Raw genomic sequence first — 17,508 nt, 5'->3', positions numbered from 1 at the left:
GTGCAACCCTTACGAAAGGAACGCCATGCGACTGCCCATGAATACCTCGCTTGCCACGCTCAAGCCCTCCGGTATCCGCCGGATCAACGCGCTCGCCGCCCAGCACCCGGGGTGCATCGCGCTTGCGCTTGGCGAGCCCGATTTTCCCACGCCCGATGTGATTAGCGCCGAGGTGACCGCCGCACTGGACCGCGGTGACACGCACTATCCGCCCAACAACGGTCGCCCCGCCCTGCGTGAGGCGTTATCTGCCTACATGGGGGATGCGGGCCTTACGTTTTCGGCGGACGAGGTCATTCTGACCGACGGCGCGACCGAGGCCCTGTCGGCAACATTCATGGCTATGCTCAACCCCGGCGACGAGGTCATTATTCCCACGCCGGCCTTTGGCCTGTACGAGAGCATCGTCGTGGCCAACCACGCCAAAGCAGTCTTTTTGGATACGGAGCCCGCGCAATTCCAGATTGACGAGGATGCGCTTCGTGCTTGCGTGACGCCGGCGACCAAGGCCATCGTCATCTGCTCGCCCAACAATCCTACGGGTTGCATCCTCAACGCGGCTTCGCTCGACGCCGTGGCGCGCGTGGCAGAGCAGGCGGGCATCTACGTGGTCTGCGACGACGTATACAACCGCCTGGTTTATGTGGATGGCTACGAGCGCTTTGCCCAGCGTCACCCGGAGCTGCGTGAACAGACGGTCATCATCGAGAGCTTCTCCAAGCCCTGGTCCATGACCGGCTGGCGCCTGGGCTGGCTCGCGGCAGCGGCACCCGTCATCGCCGAGATCGCCAAGGCTCACCAATACTTAGTATCGAGTGCCGTCTCCTTCGAAATGGACGCCGCAGCCCGAGCCCTGACCGTCGACCCAACCCCCATGCTCAAAGTCTACCGAGCTCGTCGCGAACGTGTACTCGCAGCCTTAAACGCCATGGGCCTCGACGCAGTAGAGCCCGCAGGAGCCTTCTACACTTTCCCGAGCATCAAAAAGTTCGGCCTAACAAGTGAGGACTTCTGCATCAAAGCCATCAAAGAGGCAAACGTAGCCCTAGTCCCTGGAAACTGCTTCGGCACCGAAGGCCACATCCGCCTAAGCTACTGCGTCTCCGACGAAAACCTGGACGAAGGCCTCCACCGCCTGTCCACCTTCGTCTCAACCCTATAGCCATCAGGGACGCAACACATCAGCCCACCGACATAAGGATTATGCGTGGGGGCGCCGGCCAACGGGAAACCGGGCTGCCCCAAAGTCACCGCGGGCCGCGCCGCCGAAGGCCAGGCGCAAGGTTTTCGTAGATTCCCCACGAGCCGAAGAGCACTTAATGTGCTCTTCGTGCGAGCCCAGGACCTGACCGAGCGAAAACCTTGCGCCTGGCCTTCGGCGGTGCGGCCGGATGGTGGAATTGTGTGCAGCCCGGTTTTCCGTTGACCGACGCCGGGGTCCCCGCCATAATACTTTCGGTTCACGCACGAATCCGCTGCCAGAGACAGCCGGCGCAAACGGGTCTTACCCGCGAGCTTAATGGGACTTCCCGCCAGCCGAGGTGGTCGAGTAGATATGTCTTCTCGCCCCCGTCGCTCATGCAGCGCGGGGGCTTTCTTTTTGGACATGCCCCCGTCACGTCCTTGTGGCGGACCGTGCCCGGAAAGAATTCGAGGAGGTGTAATTCATGCCCCAGCAGTACAAAATCGACAAGGTTGCAGAGATCGAGTCCCGTATCGCCGAGAACGCCGGTCTGTTCGTCGTCAACTACAACGGTCTGACGGTTAAGCAGGCTCAGGAGCTGCGTCATCAGCTTCGCGAGTGCGGCGCCGAGATGAAGGTCTACAAGAACAACCTGGTCAAGATCGCCCTCAAGAACCAGGAGCAGCCCGAGATCGACGAGATTCTCGCCGGCCCCGTCGCTTATGTGTTCTACGAGACCGAGCCGGTCGAGGCCGCTAAGGCCCTTAAGGACTTCTCCGCTAAGTCCAAGGGCGTCCTTGAGATCAAGGGCGGTATCTCCGACGGCAAGGCCGTTTCCGCTGATGATGTTAAGGCTATCGCCGAGCTGCCCACCAAGGATCAGCTTCTCGGCCAGATCGCCGGTCTCATCTCCGGTTTCGCTCGCGACATCGCTGTCTGCGTCAACGGCGTTTCCTCTGGTCTCGCTCGTTCGATCCAGCAGGTCTCCGAGCAGAAGGCAGCCTAGTCGCTGTTTTCACCCGCGGCGGCAACGCCGCACCCCTGGCGCATTCGCGCCGTGTTTTAACTGATCTCCGTGCATCCGCACGGAAACCGAAAGGACTTAGAAATGGCTAAGCTTACCACCGATGAGATCATCGATGCTCTTAAGGAAATGACCCTTCTCGAGGCTTCCGAGCTCGTCAAGGCTATCGAGGACACCTTCGGCGTTTCCGCCGCTGCTCCTGCCGCTGTTGTCGCCGCTCCCGCTGCTGGCGCTGCTGAGGCCGAGGAGAAGACCGAGTTTGACGTCGTGCTCGAGGGCTTCGGCGACAACAAGATCCAGGTCATCAAGGCCGTCCGTGAGCTCACCAACCTTGGCCTGAAGGAGGCCAAGGAGGTCGTCGAGGGCGCTCCCAAGGCTGTTCTCGAGGGTGCCAAGAAGGAGGACGCCGAGGCTGCCAAGGAGAAGCTCGAGGCTGCTGGCGCTGCTGTCACCCTCAAGTAATCAGGCTTTCTCGCCAGATTTCTTTGCAGACGGGGTTCGCATTGCGAGCCCCGTCTTTTTTGTTTTTCGGTCCCTCGACATCGGTTGCTCAAACTGCCATGTTCTGTGATTTGCGTCGTATCGGGCGCCCTGCCGTTGGGCAATAAAATTGCACCATTCGAGCAATAATTTGCGTTGACCTGCTGAAGAATTGTCTCTGCCTTGTAGCGACATATAGTTCCAGCGGTAAGATGCTTAGGTATCGCAATTTGGTCTGCGGCTGTGTGCCGCACGCATGGGGCGCTTTTGCGCCTGCGAAAGGATCTTTGAATAACATGAAGGCAATCATCCCCGCCGCCGGTCTTGGCACGCGTTTTCTGCCTGGCACTAAGTGCACGCCCAAAGAGATGCTGCCGGTGCTCGACAAGCCCGTCATTCAGCATGTCGTTGAGGAGGCGCTCGACCCCGAGGAGGTCGACGATGCCATCATCGTTACTTCTCCCGGCAAGCCCGAGCTGCTGAACTACTTCCAGCCCGATCGCTCGCTCGAGAACCTGCTGCGCGAGCGCGGCAAGAACGCCTATGCCGATGCCGTCGCCCACGCTGGCGGTATGCCGGTCGACTTCCGTTATCAGTACGAGCCCAAGGGCCTCGGCCATGCTATCCGCTCTGCTGCCGACGCCGTGACAGGGGAGAACTTCCTGGTTCTTCTGGGCGACTACGTTGTGCCTAACCGCGACATCTGCGACAAGATGCTCGCCGTTTCCAAGGAGCACGGTGGCGCTTCGGTTATCGCCGTCGCTGCTTGCTCGCCCGAGGAAGTCAGCCGCTACGGCGTTATCGCCGGCGAGCGCGTCGGTTCGCTCGAGGGCGCCGAGGACGTTGCCGATGCAGAGCCGGGCGCTGTCTGGCGTATCGGCGGTCTGGTCGAGAAGCCCGCTCCCGAGGCGGCTCCGTCCAATCTGTACATCGTCGGTCGCTACCTGCTGAGCCCGCTGGTCATGGACCTGCTGGCAGATCAGCAGGCCGGCAAGGGCGGCGAGATCCAGCTCACCGACGCCATGGCCCGTTCGCTCGACCGCGAGGCCATGTATGCCGTCGTCATTGACCCGCTGTCGGGCTACGACACCGGCACTCCCTCTGGCTGGATGGCCACCAACGCCCTCATGGCCGCAAGCGACCCCCGCTTTGCCGATGCCTTCTGGGATGCCATCGACGAGCGCGGCGGATTGATGCGCAAGTAAGCCTTCGGGCATCGACATTTACGGGCGCGGACCTCGGTTCGCGCCCGTTTTTTATAAGAGCTGCGATTGCCGGCTCTCTGTTCACAGAAAATATATGAACAGATGTTCGATACACATACATCTACCTGCGTGTTTTCTGTCGAAAAACTTTGCTACTCCAAAAACTCAATCGCGTCAAGGCTTTTCTTGCCCAACGGTCGGTACCTGATAAACTATTAGGTTGCGATAACTGGCGAAGCTATGCCTCGCCAACCCACCGAGCATTTCCGTGAAGGAGGAAAAACCTGGTGACCTACGCATACACTGCCACTGAGCGCAAGCGCGTCAGCTTCGGGAAAATCCCGGAGGCCATGGAGCTCCCCAACCTTATCTCTGTTCAAAGGGAATCCTTTGAGCGTTTTAAGGACGAGGGCCTTCGTGAGGCGTTCAAGGAATCCAGCCCCATCCAGAGCCAGAACCATGTTCTCGAGGTTACCTTCGGCGAGCATCAGTTCGGCGACCCCGCGCACACCGTCGAGGAGTGCCGCGAGAAGGACATGACCTATCAGGCCCCGCTTCTGACCGACGTCCGTCTCACCAACAAGGAGACCGGCGAGATCAAGGAGCAGCTCGTCTTTATGGGCGACTTCCCCATGATGACCGATCAGGGCACCTTCATCATCAACGGTACCGAGCGTATCGTCGTCTCGCAGCTCGTCCGTTCCCCGGGTGTGTACTACAGCTCCGAGATGGATTCGGGCAAGCAGATCTACAAGGCCCAGATCATCCCGTCCCGCGGTGCCTGGCTCGAGTTTGAGGTCGACAAGCGCGACCAGCTCATGGTCTCCATCGACCGTAAGCGCAAGCAGAGCGCCACGATGTTCCTGCGCGCCCTTGGCATCGCCGTCACCAACGACGACATCATCGAGCTGCTCGGCAACTCCGATGTGATCAAGCGCACCCTGGAGCGCGACACCGCCCTCACTCGCGAGGACGCCCTCATCGAGATCTACCGTCGCCTGCGCCCGGGCGAGCCTCCCACCGTGGACGCTTCCCGCAGCCTGCTCGAGGGCCTGCTCTTTAACCCGCAGCGCTACGATCTGGCCCGCGTCGGTCGTTACAAGGTCAACAAGAAGCTCAACCTCACCACCGAGGAAGAGGTCACGGTGCTCACCGACGAGGATATCGTCGCGACGCTGCGCTACCTGCTGTCCCTCGCTGCCGGCGAGCAGGGCTTCAAGGTCGACGACATCGACCACTTCGGCAACCGCCGTATCCGCACCGTCGGCGAGCTCGTCGCCAACCAGTTCCGTATCGGCATGAGCCGTATGGAGCGCGTCGTCCGTGAGCGCATGAGCTCCCAGGACATCGACGAGATCACCCCGCAGTCGCTCATCAACATCCGTCCGATCGTGGCTTCCATCAAGGAGTTCTTCGGTTCCTCGCAGCTCTCGCAGTTCATGGACCAGGCGAACCCCCTGACCGGTCTGACCCACAAGCGCCGTCTGTCCGCACTCGGCCCTGGTGGTCTTGCCGGCCACAAGTCCGGCTCCAGCCGCCGCACCAACGTGCCGACGGCCGTCCGCGACGTTCACAATTCGCACTACAGCCGCATGTGCCCGATCGAGACCCCCGAAGGCCCCAACATCGGCCTGATCGGCTCGCTCGCCCTCTACGCCCGCGTCAACGAGTATGGCTTCATCGAGGCCCCGTTCCGTCGCGTCGAGAACGGCGTTGCCACCGATCAGATCGACTGGATGACCGCTGACGAGGAAGAGAAGCACGTCATCGCGCCGGCCAACACGCCGCTCGATCCCAAGACCAACGAGTTCATCACGACCGATGCCGAGGGTAAGATCGTCCGTCCGCACACCGTGATCGCCCGTACCCGCGACTTCGACGGCTCCTTCGGCGCTCCCGCCGACGTGCCCGTCGAGGACGTCGACTACATGGACGTCTCGCCGCGTCAGATGCTCTCCGTCGCAGCCACGCTGATCCCGTTCCTTGAGCACGATGACGCCAAGCGTACGCTGATGGGCGCCAACATGCAGCGTCAGGCCGTGCCGCTGGTTCACCCCGCCGCTCCCTATGTCGGTACCGGCATGGAGCGTCGCGCCGCTCTGGACTCCGGCGAGGTCACCCTGGCCAAGAACGCCGGCGAGGTCATCTTTGCCGACGCCGCCAAGATCATCGTCAAGCATGCCGGCGGCATGGACGAGTACCACCTGGCCAAGTACCAGCGCTCCAACCAGTCCACCTGCATCAACCACCGTCCGCTCGTTCGCGTTGGTGACACCGTTGAGCAGGGCGAGCCTCTGGCCGACGGTCCTTCGACCGATCACGGCGAGCTCGCACTGGGTCAGAACCTCACCGTAGCCTACATGCCGTGGGAAGGCTTTAACTACGAGGACGGTATCGTCGTGTCCGAGCGCCTGGTGGCCGAGGACCTGCTGACGACCATCAACATCACCCGTCACGAGATCGACGCCCGCGACACCAAGCTCGGCCCCGAGGAGATCACCCGCGAGATCCCGAACCTCTCCGAGGACATGCTTGCCAACCTCGACGAGGACGGCATCATCCGCATCGGCGCCGAGGTCGGCCCTGGCGACATCTTGGTCGGCAAGGTCACGCCTAAGGGCGAGAGCGCTCTGACCGCCGAGGAGCGCCTGCTGCGCGCCATCTTCGGTGCCAAGGCCCACGACGTCCGCGACACCTCCCTTAAGATGCCTCACGGCGCTTACGGCCGCGTCATCGACGTCGTCCGCTTTAGCCGCGAGAACGGCGACGACCTGGCCCCCGGCGTCAACGAGCAGGTGCGCGTCTACGTCGCCCAGCGTCGTAAGATCCAGCAGGGCGATAAGATCGCCGGCCGCCACGGCAACAAGGGTGTTATCTGCAACGTTCTGCCGGTCGAGGACATGCCCTACATGGCTGACGGTACCCCGATCGACGTTATCCTCAACCCGCTGGGCGTTCCTTCGCGTATGAACGTCGGCCAGCTGCTCGAGTGCCACCTTGGCTGGGCTGCTGCGTGCGGTTGGGATACCGAGCAGGCCGACTCCGACAAGTACGTCCCCGGTCCGTTCTTCACCGCCACGCCCGTCTTCGACGGCGCCAAGGAGGACGAGATCGCCGAGGTCATCCGTCGTGCCAACAAGAACATGCTCAACAAGGCTACCGCTGCCTTTGGCGATCACATGCGCCCCGAGTTCGTCACCCAGCTTGACGAGCGCGGCAAGACCCGCCTGTTCGACGGCCGCACCGGCGAGGAGTTCCGCGAGCCCATTACCGTGGGTACGTCCTACATCCTCAAGCTCGGCCACATGGTCGACGACAAGATCCACGCCCGTTCGACCGGCCCTTACAGCCTGGTTACCCAGCAGCCTCTGGGCGGCAAGGCTCAGTTCGGCGGCCAGCGCTTCGGCGAGATGGAAGTTTGGGCACTGTACGCTTACGGTGCTTCCAACGTCCTGCAGGAGATCCTGACCGTCAAGTCCGACGATACCGTGGGCCGTGTCAAGACCTACGAGTCCATCGTCAAGGGCGAGAACGTTCCTGTCCCGGGTATCCCCGAGTCCTTCAAGGTTCTCGTCAAGGAGATTCGCTCCCTCGCACTGGACATCGAGCCCATGCACGATGCCGACGAGGACGCCTCCGCCCCTGTGACCGCCGAGGAGACCTCTGCTCTCGACGACCTGGCTGCGCTCGCCGGCGTTGACGCCGACGTCGAGGCCGAGGATGCCGAGACCGCCGAGGCACCCGAGGCTGTCGCCGCCACGACCACTGATAAGGAGTAGTTGACTGTGGCAGATTTCGAAGCTACTGATTTTGACTCGGTAAAGATCTCCCTTGCCTCCGCCGACCAGATCCGTTCCTGGTCGCACGGTGAGGTCAAGAAGCCGGAGACCATCAATTACCGTACCCTCAAGCCCGAGAAGGACGGTCTGTTCTGCGAGAAGATCTTCGGTCCCGCCAAGGACTGGGAGTGCTCCTGCGGCAAGTACAAGGGCATCCGCTTTAAGGGCATCGTCTGCGAGCGCTGCGGCGTCGAGGTCACCTCGGCCAAGGTGCGTCGCGACCGCATGGGTCACATCGAGCTCGCCGCTCCCGTGTCCCACATCTGGTACTTCAAGAGCCCCACGAGCTTCCCGATGAGCCGTATGCTCGACATCAAGTCCAAGGACCTCGAGAAGGTTCTGTACTTTGCCAGCTACATCATCACCGAGGTCGACTACGAGGCTCGCGAGGCCGACGCCGACGACCTGCGCGAGGAGCTCGCCGCCGATCTGGAAGAGATCGATGCCGAGTGCGCCCGCCAGATCGAGTCCCTCAAGGAGCAGGGCAACCCCGAGAACTTTGACGAGTTCTCCGACGAGGAGCCGCTGACCCCCGAGGAGATCGCCTCTGGCATCGTCGACATCGAGGAAGAGTGCAAGGACGAGAAGCAGCTCCGCACGGACGCCTTCAACGCCTTCATGAAGCTCAGCGAGCGCGACCTCATTTCCGATGAGCCGCTGTTCCGCGAGATGACCCGTTACTACTCCATGTACTTCAAGGGTGGCATGGGTGCCGAGGCCGTCCGCGACCTGCTCGCTGCCATCGACCTTCCTTCAGAGGCCGAGAAGCTCAAGGCCATCATCGCCGACGAGGATTCCCAGAAGCAGAAGCGCGAGAAGGCCGTCAAGCGCCTCGAGGTCGTTGACGCCTTCCTGAAGGGCGGCAACAGCCCCGCGAACATGATCCTGGATGTCATCCCGGTCATTCCGCCCGATCTGCGCCCGATGGTCCAGCTCGACGGCGGCCGCTTCGCCGCGTCCGACCTCAACGACCTGTACCGTCGCGTGATCAACCGTAACAACCGACTCAAGCGCCTGCTCGACCTGGACGCCCCCGCGATCATCGTGAACAACGAGAAGCGCATGCTCCAGGAGTCCGTGGACGCCCTGTTCGACAACGGCCGTCGTGGTCGCCCGGTCTCTGGCCGTGGCGGTCGCCCGCTCAAGTCGCTCGCCGAGGCCCTCAAGGGCAAGCAGGGTCGTTTCCGTCAGAACCTGCTGGGTAAGCGTGTCGACTACTCCGGCCGTTCGGTCATCGTTACCGACCCCAAGCTGCTGCTGCACCAGTGCGGTCTGCCCAAGACCATGGCGCTGGAGCTCTTCAAGCCCTTCGTCATGAAGCGCCTGGTCGAGCTTGGCAAGGTCGAGAACATCAAGGGCGCCAAGCGCGCTATCGACCGTGGTGCCACCTTTGTGTGGGACATCCTCGAAGAGGTCATCGACGGTCGCGTCGTGCTGCTCAACCGTGCACCGACCCTGCACCGTCTGTCCATCCAGGCCTTTGAGCCGGTGCTGGTCGAGGGCAAGGCTATCCACCTGCACCCGCTGGTCTGCTCGCCCTTCAACGCCGACTTCGACGGCGACCAGATGTCTGTCCACGTGCCGCTGTCCAGCCAGGCTCAGGCCGAGGCCCGCGTGCTCATGCTCTCTGCGAACAACCTGCGCTCGCCGGCATCCGGCAAGCCGGTCAACATCCCCTCGCAGGACATGATCATTGGTGTGTACTACCTCACCCAGGTCCGCGACGGTCTGCCGGGCGAGAACCACGTGTTCGCCAGCTTCGACGACGCGCTGCACGCCTATGACTGCCGCTCCGAGGTCGACATGCAGGCCAAGATCCAGGTCCGCGTGTCCGCTGCCGACGCCAACGTCATCAACGAGGACGGCACCCGTATCTTCCGCGTCAAGAACGGCAAGAACGAGTTTGTCGACTACGACGTCACCGGCAACAAGACCGCGCGCTTCGAGACCTCTATCGGCCGCATCATCTTCAACCGCCAGTGCCTGCCCGAAGACTATGAGTTCATGAACTACAAGATGGTCAAGGGCGACGTGGCCAAGCTGGTTGCGGACTGCTGCGATCGTTACCCCGAGGCCAAGGTCGGCCCGATCCTCGACGCCATCAAGTACTCCGGCTTCCACTACGCTACCCGCGCCGGCCTCACCATCTCGGTGTGGGACGCTCTCATCCCTGCCGAGAAGCAGGAGCTGCTCGATCGCGCCCAGGCCAACGTCGACCAGATCAACGAATACTTTGAGGAGGGCTTCATCAACGAGACGGAGCGCCACATCGAAGTCGTTAACGAGTGGACCGCTTGTACCGACAAGGTTGCAGCGCTCATGCTCGACATGTTCGACGAGGAGAACCCGCTGTACATGATGGCCGACTCCGGCGCCCGTGGTTCTAAGACCCAGCTGCGTCAGCTCGGTGGCATGCGTGGCCTGATGGCAGACATGTCCGGCGAGACGATCGACCTTCCCATTAAGGCGAACTTCCGCGAGGGCCTGCTGCCGCTCGAGTACTTCATTTCGACCTACGGCGCCCGTAAGGGCCTGGTCGATACCGCATCCCACACCTCGGACTCTGGTTACCTGACCCGCCGTCTGGTCGACGTAGCCCAGGACGTCATCGTCCGCGAGGAGGATTGCGGTACGCACGAGGGCGTCACCTACAACCTCATCATCCCTGGCACCACCGACCTCAACACCGACCTCGTCGGCCGTTGCTTCATCGAGGACGTCGTGGCTCCCGATGGCACCGTGCTCTTTGAGCAGGACGGCTACATCGAGAAGGTCGCCGACATCCAGAAGATGGTCGATGCGGGCCTCAAGAAGGTCAAGCTTCGCGCGCTGCTCACCTGCCGCTCCAAGTACGGCGTGTGCCAGAAGTGCTACGGCTGGGATCTTTCCACCCGTCGTCCGGTCGCCATCGGTACTGCCGTCGGCATTATTGCCGCCCAGTCCATCGGCGAGCCCGGTACGCAGCTTACGATGCGTACCATTCACTCCGGCGGCGTCGCTGGCGTCGACGATATTACGCAGGGTCTGCCTACGGTCAGCCGTATGTTCGATATCGTCGGCAACGTCAACGAGAAGATCCTGGGTCGCGAGGCCGAGCTGGCTCCGTACTCTGGCCACCTCTCGATTAAGCCCGAGAAGTCCGAGTACGTGCTGACGCTCACCGACTCCGAGGATCACACCCGTGTCCTCGACGAGCGTCGCGTCCCCGCTTCGGTGCGCTTTATGCCTGAGATCGAGGACGGCTGCGAGGTTCGCGCCGGCGACCAGATCACCAAGGGCTTCGTCAACTTCCGCAACCTGCGCAAGCTGACCGACATCGAGTCGACGATGCACACCTTCGTCGAGAGCGTCAAGGACGTCTACACCAGCCAGGGCGTCGACCTGAACGACAAGCACATCGAGGTGCTCGCACGTCAGATGCTGCGTCGTGTTCAGATCACCAACCCCGGCGACTCCAAGTACCTGCTTGGTCAGTACGTCGACCGCTACGAGTTCGCCGACGAGGTCGAGCGCGTTGCCCGTCTGGGCGGTCAGGCTCCCGTGGCCGAGCCTGTCATCCTGGGTACGCTCAAGGTCGCGTCCAACATCGACTCCTGGCTGTCGAGCGCTTCGTTCATCCGTACCGCCGGCGTCCTTACCGAGGCTGCCATCGAGGGCAAGGTCGACCATCTGCTCGACCTTAAGTCCAATGTCATCGTCGGTAAGAAGATCCCTGCTGGTACCGGCCTCAAGCCGTACGCCAACGCCAAGCTGACGTATCGCACGGCCGACGGCTACGTGGACATCGACGGCCCGGCTTCGCCCAACGCCAAGTCGCTGCCCGAGTGGGCTCCTGTGGAGCTCAAGGACCTGGACGAGCAGCTCCCGCAGCAGCTCGACTGGGCCGGCTACGACGAGTTCGGCGGTGCTGACGGTTCGTTCACCCGCAATGGTCACACCATCTCCGCCGAGAAGGCTCGCCTGTACCTGTTCGACGACCTGGGCGTGTCGCAGCGCTGGACCAACAAGTTCAGCGAGGTCGGCATCGAGACGGTCGGCGACCTGGTCGGCAAGTCTGAGGAGGATCTGCTGCGCATCGATGGTATCGGTGCCAAGGCGATCGAGGAGCTCCGTGACGGCCTCGAGGCCCACGATCTGCTCTACATCCTCGAGAACAACGACGACGTTGCCGACGAGGAAGACCTCTCGCAGCTGCTGCAGATGGTCTTTAGCCCCGACGGTCCGGACGATATCCTGCTGGGTACCTCCGCTCCGACGCATCACGCCGACGCCGACGAGGAGCTCCTGGGCGCCCCGATCGACGACAAGAAGGCTCCCGCCAACGGTGCCATCAACGAGGACATGGCTTCTCTCGATGAGCTGCTCAACCAGCTCGTGGACACCGACGACGCCGAAGAGGCCAAGGACAACGACGAGGAGTAATTTCCAAGTACGTTAACCGTCCTTCCAAAGACCCGTTTCCCAACAGGGAAGCGGGTCTTTTTTGTTGAAGAAAACCTGCCAAAAGGGGATAGGTTTATTTTGGTAGGTTATTCCTGCTTGAATTTGAAACATTTCGTTCGGTCAAAGCGTATCTATGGTGAGGGCCTCAGCAAGAATCATTAACGTCACCGGGAGGTGATTATGGAAGAACAAGCATTTAGACAGGCGGTCGAGGATCACCGTGATGTCGTGTTTCGAATCGCATTGACGTACCTGCGCGATCGTGCCGATGCCGACGATATTGCCCAGGATGTCTTTCTTAAGTTGCTTAAAAGCGATGGACACTTTGAAAGTTGGGAACATCTTCGCCGCTGGCTTATCCGGGTCACGATCAATGAATGTAAATCGCTCTTTCGAAAGCCATGGAGGCGTGTGGAGGATATTGAGAACCTGGCCGATTCGCTTTCGGCGGTGCAGGATGAGACCAAAGCGGTCCTGTCAGACGTCATGCGACTTCCGGAACGATTCCGCGTTCCCATCGTGCTCTATTACTATCTGGGCTTTTCGACCTCAGAGATTGCCGAGTTGTTGCATGTACCAGCCGCGACCGTTCGAACGCGTTTGGCTCGCGGCAGGTCGAAGCTCAAGTTCATCCTAGAGGAGGGCGACCGTGAAATCCAATCAAATCAAGCAGGCCTTCGAGTCCATCCAAGCCGATAGTGATCTTGCAGATCGCGTCCTAAATACCGCTGCGGGTGAGCCGCTTCATCGAAAGGGCCACGCGAAGTCTCTCTATGTTGCCGTAATCGGATGTCTCGCCGGAGTGTTGGCGACCGGAGGGGTCGCCTACGCCGTTATCAATTCCAGCTATTTTGCCTCAGCCTGGGGAAACCACGGCAATGGGGATTCCATTACCTGGACCAACGGCGGCTCATCGGGGGCTAAATACACCTACACCAGAGAGTTTGGTGACGGCATTGCGCCCCAAAGCCTGGGGGGCACAGTCCAGAAGGTTAATCTGTCCGTCGAGGGTAACGGCTATACGCTTGATATCCATGAGATGGCAATCGACCAAAACGGCTGCGGAGCCGTGACGTTTACGTTGTCCAATCCAAATGGAGTTAACTACTACAAGCCAGCAGCAGAGATTGGCGAACTTGTTCTCTATGGTGAAGAAGAACAGGGCATCGGCACGCCCGATATGAAGTTCGGCGAGGAATGGCCTGACACACGCAGCACAATTGATAAGGACACATCAAGCGATACTGTTATTAATGGCACGATGTACTTTGCCGCTATGGATCGCGAGCGAGATTTGCAACATGCGGTCACCTGGAATATCCACTGGACCGAGGGTGAAGGTGAGAGTGCGAGGCGGTTTGAGGCGTCGACACCCGAGTTCAATATTGGAGCGTACGTCGATACAAAGGAACTCCGCTCCGGTGACTCGCCTCTTGAGATTAGCCCGTTTTCCATCCAGACGCACATCGATGATTTGGGCTATGAAGCAGTTGATAATAAGCTGACCGTCAGCTACAAGGATGGATCGGAGCAGATTATCGAAGATGACGACGCAGGGGTGTTCAACTTATATTTTTCTTATGGGCGCAATAGCGGAGAGAACATCTGGGTGCCAACGAAGTTGATTGATGTCGAACAAGTGGTCTCAGTAACGCTTGAGGGCACGAGGTGCACGTCAACAGGGGAGACCGAAACAAAAGTACCCTTTACCATCGTCTATTCGTAAGGTCTGAGGCCGCTTTCTACTAGGGGAAGCGGCCTCTTTTGCGTTAAATGGAAACGCCGCCGATTTCCATGCGACAGATGAGAGCAGATTACCGCTGGAGCGCGACGTTTCCCCAGATAAAACCGATCAAAATAAACCTGTCCCTTTTTGGCAGGTAACGTTGCCCCGACGAGCACATCGGATTCCCGGTCCGGGCGGCCCGCTGTTTAAGTTTGTCGCGAGTTCCGCACGCAAAGGAAAGCACTTAATGTGCTTTCCGTCTTGCGCAGGACTGTAGAGCAGCAAACTTAAACAGCGGGCCGCCCGGACCGGGAATCCGCCCCCGCGCACAGAAGGGGATTCCTTTTGTGTAGGCTTTGCGGAAATATGCTCATTTTGGGATACGCCCGGCGGCGTGGTCTGTTGACGGCACAGCTAACGCCACGTATCCTATCGAACTGCGTGTTTCGTAGGGGGATGCTGACCCCTCGATTCAAGCCGTTGCACTTTACAGAAAGCTGGAATCATTCGAGAAGGAGTACGCTTTGCCTACTATTAACCAGCTGGTTCGCCAGGGCCGTCGTTCCGTGCCCAAGAAGTCCAAGAACGCTGCTCTGCAGCACAACTCCCAGAAGCGCGGCGTGTGCACCCGCGTCTTCACCACGAGCCCCAAGAAGCCGAACTCGGCTCTTCGTAAGGTTGCCCGTGTTCGCCTTGTCAACGGCATCGAAGTTACTGCTTACATCCCGGGTGAGGGCCACAACCTGCAGGAGCACTCCATCGTGCTCGTCCGCGGCGGTCGTGTCCGTGACCTCCCTGGTGTCCGTTATCACGTCATCCGTGGCGCCTACGACGCTGCTCCGGTCCAGAACCGTATGCAGGCCCGTTCCAAGTACGGTGCTAAGCGCCCCAAGGCTAAATAAGCCAGATAACGTTTTGATACTTTCGCCGTGTGCCGCCTAAGCGCCGCACGGTAGACACTTAAGGAGATTTCACATGCCGCGTCGTGCAGCAGCTAATCGTCGTGAGGTTCAGCCTGACGCCGTTTACAACAACCGCCTGGTGACTCAGCTCATCAACAAGGTCCTTCTTGACGGCAAGAAGGCCACCGCTGAGCGCATCGTTTACACCGCTTTCGAGATCGTTGCCGAGAAGTCCGAGGGTGGCGACGCTCTCGCTACCTTCAAGAAGGCTATGGACAACGTCAAGCCCACGCTCGAGGTTAAGCCCAAGCGTGTCGGTGGCGCTACCTATCAGGTCCCGATGGAGGTCAACTCCCGTCGTTCCACCGCTCTGGGTATCCGCTGGATCGTCAACTTCTCCCGCGCTCGCAAGGAGAAGACCATGGCCGAGCGTCTCGCCAACGAGATCCTCGACGCTTCCAACGGCCTGGGCGCTTCCGTCAAGAAGCGTGAGGACGTCTTCAAGATGGCCGAGGCCAACCGCGCGTTCTCTCACTATCGTTGGTAAGTTAAGGTAAGGAACTAACATGGCTAAGCCTAAGTACAAGCTTTCCGATACCCGTAACATCGGCATCATGGCTCACATCGATGCCGGTAAGACCACCACGACCGAGCGTATTCTTTACTACACCGGTAAGACCCACAAGATCGGTGAGGTCCATGAGGGCGCTGCCACCATGGACTGGATGGTTCAGGAGCAGGAGCGCGGCGTAACCATTACCTCCGCTGCTACCACCTGCTTCTGGAACAAGGACGGTAAGGACTACCGCATCCAGATCATCGACACCCCGGGCCACGTTGACTTCACCGCCGAGGTCGAGCGCTGCCTGCGCGTCCTCGATGGCGCTGTCGCCGTCTTCGACGCCGTTGCCGGCGTTCAGCCCCAGTCTGAGACCGTTTGGCGTCAGGCTTCCACCTTCAACGTCCCCCGCATCGCCTTCATCAACAAGTATGACCGCGTGGGCGCTGACTTCTTCAACGCTATCGAGACCATGAAGGATCGTCTCGACGCTAACGCCGTGGCCGCTCAGGTCCCGATGGGCGCCGAGGACAACTTCTGGGGCGTCATCGACCTCGTTACCATGACTGCATGGGACTTCAAGGCCGACGAGAAGGGCATGACCTACCCCGAGCCGATGGACGAGATCCCGGCTGAGTTTGCCGACATCGCTGCCACCAAGCGCGAGGAGCTCCTCGACGCTGCTGCCAGCTTTGACGACGAGCTCATGGAGAAGATCCTCATGGAGGAGGACTTCACCGTCGAGGAGCTCAAGGCTGCTCTGCGCAAGGGCGTTCTGGCCAACGAGCTCAACCTCGTCTTCGTGGGCTCCGCCTACAAGAACAAGGGCGTCCAGGAGCTGCTCGACGCTGTCGTCGACTACCTGCCCAGCCCGCTCGACGTCGAGGCCGTCACCGGTACCGATCCGGACACCGGCGAGGAGATCCAGCGTCATCCTTCCTTCGACGAGCCCTTCTCCGGCCTGGTCTTCAAGATCATGACCGACCCGTTCGTCGGTAAGCTCACCTACGTCCGCGTTTACTCCGGCCGCGCCGAGTCCGGCTCCTACGTGGTCAACGCTTCCAACGGTCAGCGCGAGCGCCTCGGCCGCATCCTCGAGATGAACGCCGCCGAGCGTATCGACCGTGACGACGCTGCCGCCGGCGACATCGTCGCTTGCGTCGGCTTCAAGAACTCCACCACCGGCGACACCCTGTGCGCCGAGGGCAAGGAGATCGTCCTCGAGAAGATCGAGTTCGCTAAGCCCGTTATCGACGTTGCCATCGAGCCCAAGACCAAGGCCGAGCAGGACAAGATGTCCTTGGCTCTGACCAAGCTCGCCGAGGAGGACCCGACCTTCCAGGTGTCCACCAACCACGAGACCGGCCAGACCATCATCGCCGGCATGGGCGAGCTGCACCTCGAGATCATCGTTGACCGTCTGCTCCGTGAGTTCAAAGTTGACGCTAACGTTGGTAAGCCCCAGGTCGCCTACCGCGAGACCGCTGGTCACGACGTCGAGAAGGCTGAGGGCAAGTTCGTCCGTCAGTCCGGCGGTCGCGGTCAGTACGGCCACGCCGTCATCAAGCTCGAGAAGATGGAGGAGGGCTTCGGCTACGAGTTCGTCAACGCTATCGTCGGCGGCGTCGTGCCCAAGGAGTACATCCCGTCCATCGACAAGGGCATCCAGGAGGCCCTGAACACCGGTGTTATCGCCGGCTTCCCGGTCCTCGACGTCAAGGTCACCCTGTTCGACGGTTCTTACCACGAGGTCGACTCCTCCGAGGCCGCCTTCAAGATCGCCGGTTCCATGGCTATCAAGGACGCCCTCAAGAAGTCCGATCCGCAGCTGCTCGAGCCGATCATGGCTGTCGAGGTCGAGACCCCCGAGCAGTACATGGGCGACGTTATGGGCAACCTCTCCGGTCGCCGCGGCAAGATTGAGGGCATGGAGGATCGCAAGAACAGCAAGCTCATCCGTGCCAAGGTGCCGCTGGGCGAGATGTTCGGTTACGCTACCGACCTTCGCTCCCAGACCCAGGGCCGTGCATCCTACACGATGCAGTTCGACTCTTATGAGCCTGCGCCCAAGTCCATCGTGGACGAGGTCATGAGCAAGAACGCCTAAGTTCGAGCTCCCTGTTACGTAATCCTGCGAGAACATCTCT

11 protein-coding genes are annotated in these 17,508 nt (G+C 60.6%); all 11 read left to right on the top strand.

Features of this window, described 5'->3' with window-relative positions; all coding sequences use genetic code 11:
• Positions 1–25 precede the first annotated feature (25 nt).
• Complete coding sequence (locus I1969_RS01780) at positions 26–1,162, top strand: pyridoxal phosphate-dependent aminotransferase (RefSeq protein ID WP_195232347.1); 1,137 nt, start codon at positions 26–28, stop codon at positions 1,160–1,162.
• A gap of 505 nt (positions 1,163–1,667) precedes the next feature.
• A complete protein-coding gene (gene rplJ / locus I1969_RS01775) occupies positions 1,668–2,189 on the top strand; it encodes a 50S ribosomal protein L10 (protein WP_055250258.1) in 522 nt (173 codons plus the stop codon).
• Between the two features lie 102 nt (positions 2,190–2,291).
• A complete protein-coding gene (rplL, locus tag I1969_RS01770; protein WP_006235005.1) occupies positions 2,292–2,669 on the top strand; it encodes a 50S ribosomal protein L7/L12 in 378 nt (125 codons plus the stop codon).
• Between the two features lie 314 nt (positions 2,670–2,983).
• Positions 2,984–3,892: a UTP--glucose-1-phosphate uridylyltransferase gene (locus I1969_RS01765; protein WP_195232339.1), complete on the top strand. Its 909-nt coding sequence runs from the start codon at positions 2,984–2,986 to the stop codon at positions 3,890–3,892.
• A 287-nt stretch (positions 3,893–4,179) separates the two neighbouring features.
• On the top strand, positions 4,180–7,671 hold the full coding sequence (gene rpoB, locus I1969_RS01760) for a DNA-directed RNA polymerase subunit beta (protein WP_199408987.1): 3,492 nt from the start codon (positions 4,180–4,182) through the stop codon (positions 7,669–7,671).
• A gap of 6 nt (positions 7,672–7,677) precedes the next feature.
• The gene (locus I1969_RS01755) at positions 7,678–12,153 is read left to right on the top strand and encodes a DNA-directed RNA polymerase subunit beta' (protein ID WP_172676298.1); all 4,476 of its coding nucleotides are present in this window, start codon (positions 7,678–7,680) and stop codon (positions 12,151–12,153) included.
• Positions 12,154–12,354: 201 nt separating this feature from the next.
• A complete protein-coding gene (locus tag I1969_RS01750) occupies positions 12,355–12,873 on the top strand; it encodes an RNA polymerase sigma factor (protein ID WP_195232337.1) in 519 nt (172 codons plus the stop codon).
• A complete protein-coding gene (locus tag I1969_RS01745; protein WP_195232335.1) occupies positions 12,824–13,900 on the top strand; it encodes a DUF4179 domain-containing protein in 1,077 nt (358 codons plus the stop codon). Before I1969_RS01750 ends, I1969_RS01745 begins: the two co-directional genes overlap by 50 nt.
• Positions 13,901–14,424: 524 nt before the next feature.
• A complete protein-coding gene (gene rpsL / locus I1969_RS01740; RefSeq protein WP_006235012.1) occupies positions 14,425–14,802 on the top strand; it encodes a 30S ribosomal protein S12 in 378 nt (125 codons plus the stop codon).
• 73 nt (positions 14,803–14,875) lie between these two features.
• A complete protein-coding gene (gene rpsG / locus I1969_RS01735; RefSeq protein WP_006235013.1) occupies positions 14,876–15,349 on the top strand; it encodes a 30S ribosomal protein S7 in 474 nt (157 codons plus the stop codon).
• A gap of 19 nt (positions 15,350–15,368) precedes the next feature.
• The gene (fusA, locus tag I1969_RS01730) at positions 15,369–17,468 is read left to right on the top strand and encodes an elongation factor G (RefSeq protein WP_022094183.1); all 2,100 of its coding nucleotides are present in this window, start codon (positions 15,369–15,371) and stop codon (positions 17,466–17,468) included.
• Positions 17,469–17,508 lie beyond the last annotated feature (40 nt).

Source organism: Collinsella aerofaciens, from assembly GCF_015548375.1.
GTDB classification, from domain to species: domain Bacteria; phylum Actinomycetota; class Coriobacteriia; order Coriobacteriales; family Coriobacteriaceae; genus Collinsella; species Collinsella aerofaciens_AB.
This window is presented reverse-complemented; position numbering and strand designations above follow the sequence as displayed.

Coding starts and splice junctions, on each gene's coding strand:
- I1969_RS01780 (WP_195232347.1), top strand. CDS start 26: ATGCGACTGCCCATGAATACCTCGCTTGCCACGCTCAAGCCCTCCGGT.
- rplJ (WP_055250258.1), top strand. CDS start 1,668: ATGCCCCAGCAGTACAAAATCGACAAGGTTGCAGAGATCGAGTCCCGT.
- rplL (WP_006235005.1), top strand. CDS start 2,292: ATGGCTAAGCTTACCACCGATGAGATCATCGATGCTCTTAAGGAAATG.
- I1969_RS01765 (WP_195232339.1), top strand. CDS start 2,984: ATGAAGGCAATCATCCCCGCCGCCGGTCTTGGCACGCGTTTTCTGCCT.
- I1969_RS01750 (WP_195232337.1), top strand. CDS start 12,355: ATGGAAGAACAAGCATTTAGACAGGCGGTCGAGGATCACCGTGATGTC.
- rpsG (WP_006235013.1), top strand. CDS start 14,876: ATGCCGCGTCGTGCAGCAGCTAATCGTCGTGAGGTTCAGCCTGACGCC.
- fusA (WP_022094183.1), top strand. CDS start 15,369: ATGGCTAAGCCTAAGTACAAGCTTTCCGATACCCGTAACATCGGCATC.